14 protein-coding genes are annotated in these 13,359 nt (G+C 42.0%); 6 read left to right on the top strand and 8 right to left on the bottom strand.

Annotated features, from left to right (window positions below):
- Positions 1–233: 233 nt before the first annotated feature.
- Entirely contained in the window at positions 234–1,061 is an 828-nt protein-coding gene (locus J7E52_RS05685) for an undecaprenyl-diphosphate phosphatase (RefSeq protein ID WP_286197471.1), read from the bottom strand.
- A gap of 147 nt (positions 1,062–1,208) precedes the next feature.
- Between J7E52_RS05685 and J7E52_RS05680 the strand changes: the two genes are divergently transcribed.
- Positions 1,209–1,958, top strand: coding sequence for a glycerophosphodiester phosphodiesterase (locus J7E52_RS05680; RefSeq protein WP_214744046.1), 750 nt, complete (start codon positions 1,209–1,211; stop codon positions 1,956–1,958).
- A gap of 60 nt (positions 1,959–2,018) precedes the next feature.
- On the opposite strand, the gene J7E52_RS05675 is transcribed toward J7E52_RS05680, so the two are convergent.
- Positions 2,019–2,228, bottom strand: coding sequence for an alpha/beta-type small acid-soluble spore protein (locus J7E52_RS05675; RefSeq protein WP_034310322.1), 210 nt, complete (start codon positions 2,226–2,228; stop codon positions 2,019–2,021).
- Positions 2,229–2,394: 166 nt separating this feature from the next.
- Here J7E52_RS05675 and J7E52_RS05670 point away from each other — a divergent pair, with 166 nt between their 5' ends.
- Positions 2,395–3,681, top strand: a complete 1,287-nt coding sequence (locus J7E52_RS05670; RefSeq protein ID WP_214744045.1) for a glycoside hydrolase family 18 protein — start codon at positions 2,395–2,397, stop codon at positions 3,679–3,681.
- 252 nt (positions 3,682–3,933) lie between these two features.
- Entirely contained in the window at positions 3,934–4,926 is a 993-nt protein-coding gene (locus J7E52_RS05665) for a potassium channel family protein (protein ID WP_214744044.1), read from the top strand.
- On the opposite strand, the gene J7E52_RS05660 is transcribed toward J7E52_RS05665, so the two are convergent.
- The 3 genes from J7E52_RS05660 to J7E52_RS05650 form a co-directional block, all read right to left on the bottom strand.
- Entirely contained in the window at positions 4,923–5,327 is a 405-nt protein-coding gene (locus J7E52_RS05660) for a YugN-like family protein (protein ID WP_214744043.1), read from the bottom strand. The two genes, J7E52_RS05665 and J7E52_RS05660, sit on opposite strands and share 4 nt — an antisense overlap.
- 220 nt (positions 5,328–5,547) lie before the next feature.
- A complete protein-coding gene (locus J7E52_RS05655) occupies positions 5,548–6,894 on the bottom strand; it encodes a glucose-6-phosphate isomerase (protein WP_214744042.1) in 1,347 nt (448 codons plus the stop codon).
- A 147-nt stretch (positions 6,895–7,041) separates the two neighbouring features.
- Positions 7,042–8,205: an iron-containing alcohol dehydrogenase gene (locus J7E52_RS05650; RefSeq protein WP_214744041.1), complete on the bottom strand. Its 1,164-nt coding sequence runs from the start codon at positions 8,203–8,205 to the stop codon at positions 7,042–7,044.
- Between the two features lie 205 nt (positions 8,206–8,410).
- Here J7E52_RS05650 and J7E52_RS05645 point away from each other — a divergent pair, with 205 nt between their 5' ends.
- Positions 8,411–8,644, top strand: a complete 234-nt coding sequence (locus tag J7E52_RS05645) for a DUF378 domain-containing protein (protein ID WP_214744040.1) — start codon at positions 8,411–8,413, stop codon at positions 8,642–8,644.
- A gap of 126 nt (positions 8,645–8,770) precedes the next feature.
- On the opposite strand, the gene yugI is transcribed toward J7E52_RS05645, so the two are convergent.
- Positions 8,771–9,175, bottom strand: coding sequence for a S1 domain-containing post-transcriptional regulator GSP13 (yugI, locus tag J7E52_RS05640; protein WP_063234086.1), 405 nt, complete (start codon positions 9,173–9,175; stop codon positions 8,771–8,773).
- 345 nt (positions 9,176–9,520) lie between these two features.
- On the opposite strand from yugI, the gene J7E52_RS05635 reads away from it, so the two are divergent.
- Positions 9,521–10,864 carry a sodium-dependent transporter gene (locus J7E52_RS05635; RefSeq protein ID WP_214744039.1) on the top strand — a complete coding sequence of 448 codons (1,344 nt, stop codon included), beginning with the start codon at positions 9,521–9,523 and terminating at the stop codon, positions 10,862–10,864.
- A gap of 135 nt (positions 10,865–10,999) precedes the next feature.
- A complete protein-coding gene (locus J7E52_RS05630; protein ID WP_214744038.1) occupies positions 11,000–11,353 on the top strand; it encodes a helix-turn-helix domain-containing protein in 354 nt (117 codons plus the stop codon).
- A 160-nt stretch (positions 11,354–11,513) separates the two neighbouring features.
- Here J7E52_RS05630 and J7E52_RS05625 read toward each other — a convergent pair whose 3' ends face one another.
- Both J7E52_RS05625 and J7E52_RS05620 read right to left on the bottom strand, forming a co-directional pair.
- Positions 11,514–12,683 carry an aminotransferase gene (locus J7E52_RS05625; RefSeq protein ID WP_214744037.1) on the bottom strand — a complete coding sequence of 390 codons (1,170 nt, stop codon included), beginning with the start codon at positions 12,681–12,683 and terminating at the stop codon, positions 11,514–11,516.
- On the bottom strand, positions 12,680–13,180 hold the full coding sequence (locus tag J7E52_RS05620; RefSeq protein ID WP_214744036.1) for an Lrp/AsnC family transcriptional regulator: 501 nt from the start codon (positions 13,178–13,180) through the stop codon (positions 12,680–12,682). Before J7E52_RS05620 ends, J7E52_RS05625 begins: the two co-directional genes overlap by 4 nt.
- Positions 13,181–13,359: the final 179 nt, after the last annotated feature.

Here is a 13,359-nt window from a genome sequence, read left to right as displayed (position 1 = left end):
TACAATTATATTTTTTTTACTAATTATGTCTGAAACATCACTAAAAACCGAATATTTTTTTATTATAAAAAGAATTATTGATATTTTACTCTAAAATAACGAATTAAAAACTATAAAACCTAAGTATCATTCGTCATACATTTTCTGGAATTACAGCTTTTTTTTTGAACACAAAAAAAATCACCCCTAATCAACGGGGTGATTTCCTCTCCTCTTTCAAGCTTCTTTTCGTATTACCAAATAATGAATAGAAGCACGACTGCCAAGACGATCCGGTAAATGGCAAAAGGAGTCAATTTAACTTTATTGATTAATATCAAGAAAAAGCGGATACAGAATAACGCAAAGATAAATGCACTGATGAAACCTGCAATAAAGAATGGCAGAACATCAGGTGTGAAGAACTCCCAGTATTTCACAATTTTTAACAGACTGGCACCAGCCATGATCGGCACCGCCATGATGAAGGTGAAATCGGAAGCAGCGCGATAGCTCATTCCTAAAAGCACCCCACCGGAAATGGTCGAGCCTGAACGCGAGAATCCCGGCCACAGTGACAAACATTGAATTAAACCTACACCGAAAGCTTGTTTATAAGTGATTTGGTCAACCGTTTCAGCAGTCAGCTTTGGACGGAATTTATCCGCAGCAATCATCAAAAACGCGCCCAAGAATAATCCGACGATAACCGTCTTCATCGTAAATAAATGTTCATCAATGTAATCTTCGAATAATAGTCCTAAAACGCCAGCCGGCAACAATCCAACAAAGATCTGCAATAGGTTAAGCTTTGGACCGTTCACAGCGGATGTGCCTTTCAGCTTCCTTAAACCAAGCAAGTCCATGAATCGCCCCCAGAAGAGCACGACCACGGCGAGGATCGAACCAAGCTGGATGACCACCTTAAACGCATTGGCCACTTCACTTCCGAAAATCTCTTTCGATTTCAGCCATAAATCATCGACGATAATCATATGCCCTGTAGACGATACAGGAGCAAATTCAGTTAATCCTTCTACAAGACCAAGGATAACTGCAACAAAAATTTCCCACATATTCATTTTATTCACCTCATAATTCGAACACCTATTTATGGAAATATCATATGTATTTTACTCGTTGTTTAAAATATTGTCTATTAAACATTGCTGAAACAATTCAGTGATACATGTATGATAGGGTTCAAGATAAAGTTTAAAGGGGAAGTGATGAATTTGCAAAACATACTGATTTTCGCCCATAGAGGGTCCAAGGGGACGCATCCTGAAAATACCATGGCCGCATTCCAAAAGGCGGCAGAAATCGGTGCTGAGGGAATCGAGTTTGATGTCCATCTCAGTTCTGATGGGGAATTGGTCATCATCCATGACGAAACACTTGATCGAACGACCAACCTTACCGGTTATGTAAAAGATCATTCGGCACAAATGTTGAAAACGGCTGATGCCGGGAGCAAATTTTCCAGTGAATTCCTTGGGGAGAGGATTCCTCTTTTACTGGAAGTTCTCGACTGGGCAAAAGGAAATGCTTTATTGATGAATATCGAAATCAAAACGGATAAACTCGCCTACGAAGGAATTGAACAGAAGATTATTGATTTAATTCGTCAATATCGAATGGAAAACCGGGTGATCCTCTCTTCCTTCAACCATCAATCCATTGAAAAAGTGAAGATGCTTGCCCCAGACCTTGAACGTGCATTATTGTTCGAGGGGCTTCCTGAAAACTTCGAAGAAATCTTACGTGATAAAAAAGAAGCTGGTTTTCATCCAGATAAAAACAGCCTGACTCCAGCAGTTAATGAAAAAGCGAAAAAACTTGGATATAAAATCCGGCCTTGGGTCGCCAATGATGAAGCCGACATCGTCAAGCTGGCAGAGTTGGGAGTCGACGTCATCATGACCGATTTCCCTGAAAAGGCAATCAAGATTTTAAAAGCTTGGCAGTCGCATGGCTGAACAATGCGAAAGAGAAGGAGCGATACTCCTTCTCTTTCTAATCCATATTTATTCAATTAATTAACGAGAAAAGTTTGAACCGCCTAGTTGTTGTTCAGCCATTTGAACCAAACGTTTTGTGATTTCCCCACCAACAGATCCGTTAGCGCGAGAAGTAGTGTCAGCACCTAGGTTTACACCAAATTCACTAGCGATTTCATTTTTCATTTGTTGTAGAGCTTGTTCTGCACCAGATACTAAAAGTTGATTGCTGTTATTGTTGTTTGCCATGTGTTTTCACCTCCTACTAATATTAATTAGCATTTTAAGCTTAAATTATTATTGCCAATTTATTGTATTTTTTTATCTATGTTTCTCTCAATCCTAAGCTCTTTATCATGAATTTCTTTTTATGCTCATAAACTGTTAGGAAACTTTCAGTAGGAGGGAAAAGAAATTGCAAATACATGTGGTTAGGCCAGGCCAGACGCTATATGGCATCGCCCAGACGTACAGCGTAACCGTTGACAGGCTCGTGGAAACAAATAAGATCCCTAACCCAAATAATCTTGTTTCGGGGCAGGCCCTTGTCATTCCAATCGTCGGCAGCTATTATTTCGTTCAACCGGGCGATAGTCTTTATTCCATTTCCCAAAGGGTTGATGTCCCTTTTCAAGAATTGGCAAAAATAAATGGCATTTCCGAAAATCAAATCCTTTCCCCTGGATACCGGCTCTATATTCCGGCACGGAAGAAAAGGACCGCCGAATTCAACGGTTATGTCGAGCCGCGGGGTACGACGGTTGCACCGGCCCTTGTAACGGCCGCCAGGGAAGCTGGGCCCTATTTAACCTACTTAGCCCCATTCAGCTTCCAGGCGCTTCGTGACGGCTCCTTGAAAGAGCCTTTGCTCAATGACTTCCCTGCCATCGCCAGGGAAAATAAAAATGTCCTGATGATGGTGATCACGAATCAGGAAAATGACCAATTCAGCGATGAACTCGGTCAAATCATCTTAACGAATACTTCCGTTCAGAATAAGTTCCTGAACAATATCGTTACAACGGCAAAGAAATATGGCTTCCGGGATATCCACTTTGACTTTGAGTATTTAAGGCCGGCCGATAAAGAAGCCTATAATCAATTTCTCCGAAAAGCCAAAGAACGATTCAAGAAAGAGGGTTGGTTCATTTCCACAGCACTTGCCCCTAAAACAAGTGCTGAGCAAAAAGGCCGTTGGTATGAGGCACATGACTATAAAGCACATGGTGAAATCGTCGACTTCGTTATCATCATGACTTATGAATGGGGATATAGCGGAGGACCGGCAATGGCTGTGTCCCCGATCGGGCCTGTTCGGGAGGTTCTTGAGTATGCCGTCACCGATATTCCCTCCAACAAGATCCTGATGGGGCAGAATCTATATGGCTATGATTGGACCCTGCCCTTTGTACAGGGATCCACTGCCAGGGCCGTGAGTCCGCAGCAGGCCATCCAGATTGCGGCGGCCAATAATGTTTCCATCGAGTATGATGAAACCGCACAGGCCCCGCACTTCAACTATACCGATATAGAGGATAGGCAGCATGAGGTGTGGTTTGAAGATGCCAGGTCCATTCAGGCAAAATTCGATTTGATCAAAGAACTGAATCTAAGGGGAATGAGTTATTGGAAGCTCGGCCTAGCCTTCCCTCAAAACTGGCTGCTCATCAGTGATAATTTTAACGTACGGAGAAGGGTCTAAGAAAAGATTGAGGAATACCGAAACGCAAACGGGCATATAATCAATCATCGAGCATGAAGTCCAGTTCAGGATACGTGACTCAGCACTAAAAGCCTTCCGACAACATCCGGAGGGCTTTTATCATTTACCCAAAAATCGATTGGCAACTTTCGGTAATATGCCGATATTCTATTCAAAGTTTGTCTATCGCACCCTTATGAGCCAAGTCTTTTTTGACCATACTAAAAGGAACAGCTTAAGGGGTGAGAAAACATGATTCGAATCGGTCCATACATCAGCACCGTTCCCAGATTTCCGCGTTTCATCAGATTGCTTTCTATCATTGCATTATTTTTACTCTCATTCGGGGTCTTGATCCACATTGTGGAGCCGAAGAGATTCCCCACTTTACTTGATGGCATCTGGTGGGCAATCGTCACTATGTCAACGGTGGGTTACGGAGATTTCACTCCCGTTACAAATCTTGGAAGAATCATTGGGATGGTCCTTATTTTGTCGGGCGCCGGCCTGATCACCTCTTATTTTGCGTACATTGCCAAAATTTCCATTTCCAATGAACAGCAATTTCTAACAGGAAAGAAAGTATACGGCGGCGGCGGACATATTATCATTGTGGGCTGGAATGGCCGTTCCAAGAGAATCATCCAAAACATTCATGATCGCAAACATCATCAATCCATTGTCCTTATCGATGATACGCTGGAAAAGCACCCGCTTCCAAGAACGAATATCCACTTTGTCCAAGGAAAAGCTACATTGGATTCCGTTTTGCAGAAAGCTAATATAAAACAAGCCATACGCGTCCTTATCACGGCTGATCTTAAGCAAGACGAGCTGCAAACGGATATGTTCTCAATCTTAACGTTACTGGCCGTCAAAGGGCTGAATCCGCATGTGTATTGTCTTGTGGAAATATTGACGCATGAACAAAAGGAAAATGCTTTACGGGCTGGAGCGGACGGTATAGTCGAAACGAATAAATTTGCGAGTGAATATATGCAGGATTGCTTATCGAAGGGAATCATTGTGGAAGCCGAAGAGCAAAAAGAGCGGGATGGATTGAACCTCAAACAGCTGCCCATCCAGGATGACTGGGTGGAATTGACGTTTAAACAGTTGAACGTTAAGCTATTTGATCAAGACATATTATTGGTCGGCATCATTTCAGGAGGCAAGACATTAATCAAGCCCCCTGGAGATGTAATCATACATCGTGATGACACCCTGCTCATCATTGAAGATTAATGTAATAAAAGCTTTTCCAAATCACGGACAAGCGTTTTTCCATATGAAATATAGTTTTCCGGAAATTCGGCATCCTTATTTTCAGGCTCAGCAAACTGATTGAAGGAAGCGGAAAGGTTTCCGATATTTCCTTCATCATCAATCCCGTCCTCGTACTTATGAGATAACAAAAACGGTTGTAAAAGTTCGACCATTACCCCGTCCTGATCGAGTGAACCATCAACAGCCTTGAAAGGGACTCGCAAGAATTGGTAGCCATCACTGTCATCAATCTTATAATCAAAAGACCCATGGTCATAATCCCATCCTCCGCCAATCGCATATCCTTCAGGTTTTAACTTCGTCTCCAGATCGAATAAACCGAATGTTTTCCCTTCCAACTGAGAAGAAATTTTAATCATTGTATAAAACCTCTTTCGCTAATTTTCTATTAGCTTAACCAAAGTGGCTTAAAAAAAACATGGAATGCCTCCATTGTTCCTTCGATTGACAAAAGGAATCGCTTCCAAGCTCCCCTTACGCTTTTGTGAAGTTTCTTTCTCTTCGCCTGACACTACCTTAGCTTTTCAAACGAAAAAAAGGCATCATGCTGGATGTTATTCCAGCTTGATGCCTTTTATATTATAAGCGTTGTTCGAGCTCAGCTTTTTTCTTTTCATAACCCGGCTTGCCTAAAAGAGCAAACATGTTCACCTTATAAGCTTCCACTCCAGGCTGATCAAATGGATTTACACCCAGTAAGTATCCGCTCATTGCACATGCTTTCTCGAAGAAATATACAAGGTAGCCAAAAGTATAAGCATCGAGTTGCGGAACCGTTACGATCAGGTTGGGAACGCCACCGTCCGTATGGGCTAACAGCGTACCCTCAAAGGCTTTATTATTCACGAATTGCACCGATTCACCTGAAAGGTAATTCAGGCCATCCAAGTCATTTTCCGCTTCTTCAATCAAGATTTCATGACGGGCCTTTTCCACTTTGATGACTGTTTCAAAAAGGTCACGCCGTCCTTCCTGAACATACTGCCCTAATGAATGCAGGTCAGTCGAAAAGTTGGCCGATGAAGGGAATATCCCTTTTTGATCCTTTCCTTCACTTTCTCCAAATAATTGTTTCCACCACTCAGAGAAGTATTGAAGTCCAGGCTCATAGTTTATCAGCATTTCAATCGTTTTCCCTTTATTGTAAAGGATATTCCGGACCGCCGCATATTGGTATGCCTGATTCTCACCTAGCTCGGAAGAACTGAAGTCCGCCCTTGCCCGCTCGGCTCCCTCCATCATTTGATCGATATCCGCCCCGCTGACAGCAATCGGAAGCAGCCCTACTGCCGTTAAGACCGAATAACGTCCGCCAACATCATCAGGAATGACGAAAGTTTGGAAACCTTCCTCCGTTGCAACCGTTTTTAATGCGCCCTTTTCTTTATCAGTGGTCGCATAAATGCGGCTCTTAGCTTCTTCAACACCGTATTTTTGTTCCAGCAGTTTACGGAAAATCCTGAAGGCCAGTGCAGGCTCCGTGGTCGTACCGGATTTAGAGATGACATTGATCGAGAAATCCCTATTTTCCAATAGGTCCATTACGTCCTGCATATATGTAGAGCTTATATTATTACCCACAAATAGAATTTGCGGTGCATTTCTTTTATCCGACGGTAAAATGTTATAAAAACTATGTTGAAGCATCTCAACTGCCGCTCGTGCTCCCAGGTATGATCCGCCGATTCCGATAACCAGCAGCACATCTGAATCTTCTTTTATTTTTGCGGCCGCTTTTTTGATCCTTGAGAACTCTTCTTTATCATAATTGGCGGGTAAATCAAGCCAGCCAAGATATTCATTGCCTGCCCCTGTCTGCTCATGCAGGGAATGGTGTGCCACTTTTACAGCATCCTGTAAATAGGTAATCTCATGCTCCCCGAAAAACGGCAGGGCTTTTGTATAATCGAAACGAATATGCGCCATTCAAATTCCTCCTTGAATTCTTTAGTTTCCCCTTCACTTTATCTGATGTAATTCTCATAATCAAGAAATCGATCAGGTAAATAACGAAATATGGTTATAAAGTAATCTCCCACCTGACAAGGCGGGAGAAAGAATCATATCACTTGTTTATAATGAAGCCCGTAATATGGCAAGGACATCTTCACGGTTGAGGACTTTGAATCGTCCAAATTCCCCTCTGCTCATCGCTTTATCAGCCATGACTTCCAATTGTGAGTCATCGATGCCATAATCCGAAAGATTGGTCGGCGCCCCTAAGCTGCTCCAAAATGACCTAAGTCTTTCAATGCCTTCAAGAGCCGCTTCCTCATCAGTTTTACCTTCCGGATCCACATGGAATACACGGACTGCAACTTGTTTAAAGCGTGCGACATTTTCACGGAGCACATGCTTCATCCAATTCGGGAACAAGATGGCTAATCCTCCTGCATGCGGGATGTCATAAACGGCTGAAACGGCATGTTCAATGTTATGAGTTGCCCAATCACCGCTGTACCCAACCCCAAGCGACCCATTCAAGGCTAGGTTTCCGGCATACAGGATAGTGGCCCGGTGCTCATAATCCTCAAGATCTTCCAATAGTTTAGGTGCCGTTTCAATCACCGTCGATAACAGCGATTCACAAAAACGGTCTTGAAGCGGCGCATGCGTTTCCGGATGAAAGTACGTTTCGAATACATGTGACATCATATCGACCATTCCGTATACCGTTTGGTCTTTTGGTACCGAAAAAGTATTTTCCGGATCCAAAATGGAGAATTGCGGAAATACCAATGGACTCCCCCATCCATATTTCTCTTTTGTTTCCCAGTTTGTTATGACCGATCCGGAATTCGCCTCAGAGCCGGTTGCAGCTAAAGTCAGTACCGTTCCGAATGGAAGCGCCTCTTCGACTGGCGCCTTCTTAATGACAAGATCCCATGGATCCCCCTCATATTTAGCACCCGCAACGATGGCCTTTGTAGCGTCGATGACGCTTCCTCCTCCAACAGCAAGGACAAAGTCGATACCATGTTCTTTACAAAGATCAACACCTTTTCGGACTGTTGAGATGCGTGGATTCGGTTCAACTCCGGAAAGTTCGTGCACCTCTGCATCAATTTCTTTCAAGGCATTGACCACTTTTTCATATAAGCCATTTTTCTTTATGCTTCCTCCACCGTATACAAGTAACACTTTATCGCCATACGCAGGAATTTCAGTTTTTAAACTTTCAAGCTGACCTTTCCCGAAAATTACTTTAGTAGGATTTTTATAAGTGAAATTCTCCAATGTATATCTCTCCTTTAAGTGCCACATGACTCCGTTTTATGAATTGTCCATAGAGCCAAGTGCTAGTTTTTCTTTTATTCATTATGACCAATGTTCCATTTAAATACAAAATATCCGCCCGGAACTTTTGTGCAAATGTATATTTACATGATGAAAAAGCATGATAAGTAAAGAACTGATTTTTTCAAAAAAAGGAGGCTGTACAATGAGTGGAATACAAAGAACTGCACTTGTTCTTACAATAATCGGGGCAATCAACTGGGGTTTAATAGGATTTTTTCAATTTGACTTGGTCGCTTCTATTTTCGGAGGGCAAGATGCCGCATTGGCCCGTATCGTTTATGGATTAGTTGGAATTGCCGGTCTCATTAATCTTGGTCTTCTCTTTAAACCAAGTCCTGAAATTTCCAGAGAGCCTGAAACCAAACCGACTCGTTGATGTCATGACCATGGACATTGTTTATGTTTTATAAAATAAAGCCGGACCATGGATAAACACATGACCCGGCTTTATTTCATGGACAAAAAAAAACCGGCTGATCGAAGGATCTGCCGGTTCCCAAAATTATTTTTTGATTAAGTCTTCGCGTTGAGATTGTTCGATCCACTCTTGAAGTTTGTCTTTCAATGTGTTGAAACCTTCAGTAGATTCGATGTGAGATGTCGCTTTAACAGATGCTTGGCGTTTTTTCGGAGCTTTTTTCGGAGCTTCAGTACGCTCAGGAGCTTCTTCTGTAGCGCGGATCGATAAGCCGATTTTTCCAGCAGCTGAATCGATTGAAAGAACTTTGACTTTCACTTCATCGCCCACTTTTAAATGTTCGTTGATATCTTTAACGAAGCCGTGAGTAATTTCAGAAATATGAACTAAACCTTGAGTTGAATCATCTAGAGCAACAAATGCACCGTATGGTTGAATACCAGTTACTTTACCAGCAACTACCGCACCAATTTCGAATTTTTCAGACATGGTAACACTCCTATTTTATATATATTTTTTCGTCTTTTCACGCAATAAAAAATTATATCACATAATTGGAAAATAATCAAAGTTAAGTATACCATACTTTTTAGGATTTTACTCATTAAAAATGTTTGTTTTTTGGAAATAATAAATATTATAAGATCTTTATTTATAACTTATCCTAAAAATTTGCAAATAACCTCTATTTCCCTTAAGATATTTACTCATTTTTCTAAAGATTGTAATATTAAAACACTATTCAATTCCCCATAATCATAGTAAGATGAGAAAATGTTTTAAAAAAGTGATATACAGCTAGATATTTTTTACATCTAAAGGAGTTTTTCCATCATGTCAAAACAAGATCAATGGACATCAAAACTTGGGTTCATCCTGGCAGCCGCTGGATCCGCTATTGGATTGGGTGCCATTTGGAAGCTCCCATATATGACTGGGTCAAATGGTGGAGGGGCCTTTTTCCTGCTCTTCATTTTATTCACCCTGCTTATCGGTGCACCGATATTAATAGCGGAATTCACGATTGGCCGCAATGCACAGAAAGATGCCATTAGCGCATATAAACATATCGCCCCGGGAAAGCCTTGGGCATTGATCGGATATGGCGGTGTCGTCGCTTCCATCATTCTGCTTTCCTTCTTCAGTGTTGTTGGAGGCTGGATCATCTCTTATTTAGCAAGAAGCTTTAGAGGTTCCCTCTCAAACTTGACTCAAGAAGAATATGGAAACTTCTTCAATACGATAATCAGTAATCCTTATGAAACGGTTATCGCTCAGTTATTCTTCATGGTCTTTACCATTTGGGTCGTGCAAGGCGGCGTTTCCAAGGGAATTGAAAAGGCCAATAAATATATGATGCCTTCATTGTTCATTCTTTTCATTATTCTTCTTATCCGTTCCTTGACTCTGGATGGAGCGATGGAAGGTGTTAAATTCTTCTTGATGCCGGACTTTTCCGCATTAACAGGGGAAACGATCCTATTGGCACTGGGCCAATCCTTCTTTGCACTGAGTGTCGGTGTATCCGTGATGGTAACCTACGCATCCTATTTAAGCAAAAAAGAAGATATTACAAAATCGGCCTTTTCGGTAGTTGGACTGAATATCTTCATTTCCTTGCTGGCAGGTTTGGTCATCTTCCCGGCTGTTTTCGCACTAGGTTTCAGCCCTTCAAGCGGACCTGGACTAGTATTTGTCGTGTTGCCTGCCGTCTTCAATGAAATGGCGCTTGGCGGGATCTTCATGTTCATTTTCTTCATATTATTATTATTTGCCACCCTTACGACGGCATTCTCCATTCTCGAAATCGTCGTTGCCGCCATGATCAAGGGTGATGCTGCAAAGCGTAGGAAGGCTTCTTGGATAGCTGGTATCACCGTCTTCTTAATTGGGATTCCAAGCGCATTATCATTCGGGGTGCTTTCGGATGTGAAGATTTTCAATTTATCCATATTCGATTTCGCTGATTATCTGACAAGCAATATCGCGCTGCCAGTCGGCGCCTTGTTCATATCCCTTTTCATAGGCTATCAGATGAAAAGGCTCGAGGTACAAAAGGAATTCGAATCCGGTGCTGATTCAGGCCGATCACTTTTTAAACTTTGGTACTTCCTGATTCGCTACATCGTACCGGTGATGATCATACTCGTATTCCTTAAGTCAACTAATCTCATTTAACATTCAACATGCCGTTTCGATATTTCTCGAAGCGGCATTTTTTTCACAAAACCTACATATTCATTTTCTAACCTTAAGTAATAATATGGTAAAATAATTACATAAAAAAATATATTTCCTAAGGAGTGTCTGTCTATGTCAAATATCGCGAAGAACATCCGGCAATACCGAGAAGAACACAACCTCACTCAACAGGAACTGGCTTTGAAATTACGAATCGGCACTAAGAAGATTGAAAAGTATGAATCGGGTGAATCGGTTCCTGATACACAAATGATTTTACGGCTTTCCACCGTTCTTGATATTCCAGCTTCGGAATTCCTGAAGGATGCTCCAACTGGGAACGATGATGGTATCGACGAGGACATAAAAAAATTGATTGAAGAAATCGGAACAAAAAAAGCGGAGCTCATTCTAAGAACAGCCAAGGACTTTAGCGAAGAACAAATTCTGAATGTTATGCATACTTTATATAAAACACAAGCCTAATTCAAAAAAAAGGCCCTTAGTATGTGTATTTTTTTTCAGGGTACTGGATATACTATGATTAACACTTTCTATGTTAATCCATTAGATTAACTCTTTTTTCTAATTCCCCCTATGGAAAGGGATCCGGCTGTTAAAGGCCGGATCCCTATTTTTTTTGCTTTTATTGGCAATGATTCTTCATGAAACGTTCCATCCTTCTAAGCGCTTCCTGAAGCTGTTCCATGGAGGATGCATAGGAACAGCGGATATGGCCTTCACCGCTTTCCCCGAACACATCACCCGGTACAACGGCCACAAGTTCTTCCGTCAGAAGTTTTTCAGCAAATTCCATCGAAGTCATACCGGTTTTCTCGATTGAAGGAAAAGCATAAAAAGCCCCTCCGGGATTATGGCAATCTAGACCTATCTCGTTAAATGATTTCACGATGTAATTCCGTCTTCGCCGATAACTGCGACGCATTTCTTCCACATCCTGCATACCGTGCTTTAAAGCTTCCAATGCAGCATGCTGCGCAACGGTCGGCGCACACATCATCGCATATTGATGAAGCTTAAGCATCGCTTCAGAAATTTCCTTAGGTGCACAAACGAACCCAAGACGCCATCCAGTCATCGCAAACCCTTTCGAAAACCCATTGATGACAATTGTCCGCTCAATCATGCCGTCAATGGCAGCAAAAGAAGTGAATTTCTCATCATAAGCAAGTTCGGCATAGATTTCATCGGAAATCACCAGCAAGTCATGCTTTTTAACGATGTCAGCTAGCATCACTAATTCTTCCTGCCCAAGCTGGGTTCCCGTCGGGTTATTCGGCGAACAGATTAAAACGGCCTTCGTTTTAGGCGTGATCGCCGCTTCGAGTTGTTGGGGAGTCAACTTAAAGTCATCCTCCTTGGATGTTTGGACCGTGACCGGTATTCCCCCTGCCATGGTCACAAGCGGTGCATAGGCGACGAAACAAGGCTCGACGACAATGACTTCTTCACCTGGGTTCAAGATCGTCCTCAGGGCAATATCGAGAGCCTGGCTTGCTCCGACCGTGACAATGATTTGATCCTCCGGTCTATAGGAAACATGGAACTGCTTCTCCATATACCAGCTGATTTCCGACCTTAATTCAAATAAACCGGCGTTGGCTGTATAAGAGGTATATCCTTCCTCCAAGGAGTTGATCGCCGCTTCCCTAACTGCCCAAGATGTAACGAAATCCGGTTCACCCACACCAAGGGAGATGACCCCTTCCAAATTGGCTGCCAGGTCGAAAAAACGGCGGATGCCTGATGGTTTAAGCTCTGCAATCGTTTTTGAAACATAACTCGTTTTAATCATGGTGACACCACTATCCGCTTATCTTCTTCAGTTTGATCAAAAATCGTGCCATCATGCTTGTATTTTTTCATAATGAAGTGAGTCGTCGTAGAAATGACGGAATCCAGTGTCGAAAGTTTTTCCGAAACAAAGCTTGCCACTTCGTTCATCGAACGTCCTTCGACGATGACTGAAAGATCATAAGCCCCTGACATTAAATAAACGGACTCGACTTCTTTGAATTTGTAAATCCTTTTTGCGACCTCATCGAAACCGACGCCGCGTTTTGGAGTGACTTTTACATCGATCATCGCTGTGACACCATGGTATTCATCCACTTTTGCCCAGTTAATGACCGTCAAATAACGCACAATAACCCGCATATCTTCTAATTTTTTCAATGTTATTTCAATGTCCGCTTCAGATTGATCGGTCATTTTAGCCAAATCCTTCATATCAATCCGGCTGTTATTTTCAATGATTCTCAAGACTTCCAATTCCTCTTCATTCAAGTGCATTGGAAAACCCCCCTTTTGGAATTCACTAATTTAGATGTGATGGTTAGGCTGGCAGATAGTCTCACGAATTACCTTATTAGATTTTTAAAAATCCCTATATGACAATATAATTTAATAAGTCCTATTCTGTCAGGATAAACTTACACTATTATATCAAAATTGGTTGGTGACCTGTTATA

The sequence above is a fragment of the Bacillus sp. ISL-34 genome (genome assembly GCF_018613325.1).
GTDB lineage: Bacteria > Bacillota > Bacilli > Bacillales > DSM-1321 > Peribacillus.
Note: the sequence above shows the minus strand (reverse complement) of the source record. Positions and strands in the feature narration are given on the sequence as shown.

Bases quoted from the DNA above. Each gene is read 5' to 3' on its own strand.
- J7E52_RS05685 (WP_286197471.1), bottom strand. From the start codon at position 1,061: ATGAATATGTGGGAAATTTTTGTTGCAGTTATCCTTGGTCTTGTAGAA.
- J7E52_RS05680 (WP_214744046.1), top strand. From the start codon at position 1,209: ATGAATTTGCAAAACATACTGATTTTCGCCCATAGAGGGTCCAAGGGG.
- J7E52_RS05675 (WP_034310322.1), bottom strand. From the start codon at position 2,228: ATGGCAAACAACAATAACAGCAATCAACTTTTAGTATCTGGTGCAGAA.
- J7E52_RS05665 (WP_214744044.1), top strand. From the start codon at position 3,934: ATGATTCGAATCGGTCCATACATCAGCACCGTTCCCAGATTTCCGCGT.
- J7E52_RS05660 (WP_214744043.1), bottom strand. From the start codon at position 5,327: ATGATTAAAATTTCTTCTCAGTTGGAAGGGAAAACATTCGGTTTATTC.
- J7E52_RS05655 (WP_214744042.1), bottom strand. From the start codon at position 6,894: ATGGCGCATATTCGTTTCGATTATACAAAAGCCCTGCCGTTTTTCGGG.
- J7E52_RS05645 (WP_214744040.1), top strand. From the start codon at position 8,411: ATGAGTGGAATACAAAGAACTGCACTTGTTCTTACAATAATCGGGGCA.
- yugI (WP_063234086.1), bottom strand. From the start codon at position 9,175: ATGTCTGAAAAATTCGAAATTGGTGCGGTAGTTGCTGGTAAAGTAACT.
- J7E52_RS05635 (WP_214744039.1), top strand. From the start codon at position 9,521: ATGTCAAAACAAGATCAATGGACATCAAAACTTGGGTTCATCCTGGCA.
- J7E52_RS05630 (WP_214744038.1), top strand. From the start codon at position 11,000: ATGTCAAATATCGCGAAGAACATCCGGCAATACCGAGAAGAACACAAC.
- J7E52_RS05625 (WP_214744037.1), bottom strand. From the start codon at position 12,683: ATGATTAAAACGAGTTATGTTTCAAAAACGATTGCAGAGCTTAAACCA.
- J7E52_RS05620 (WP_214744036.1), bottom strand. From the start codon at position 13,180: ATGCACTTGAATGAAGAGGAATTGGAAGTCTTGAGAATCATTGAAAAT.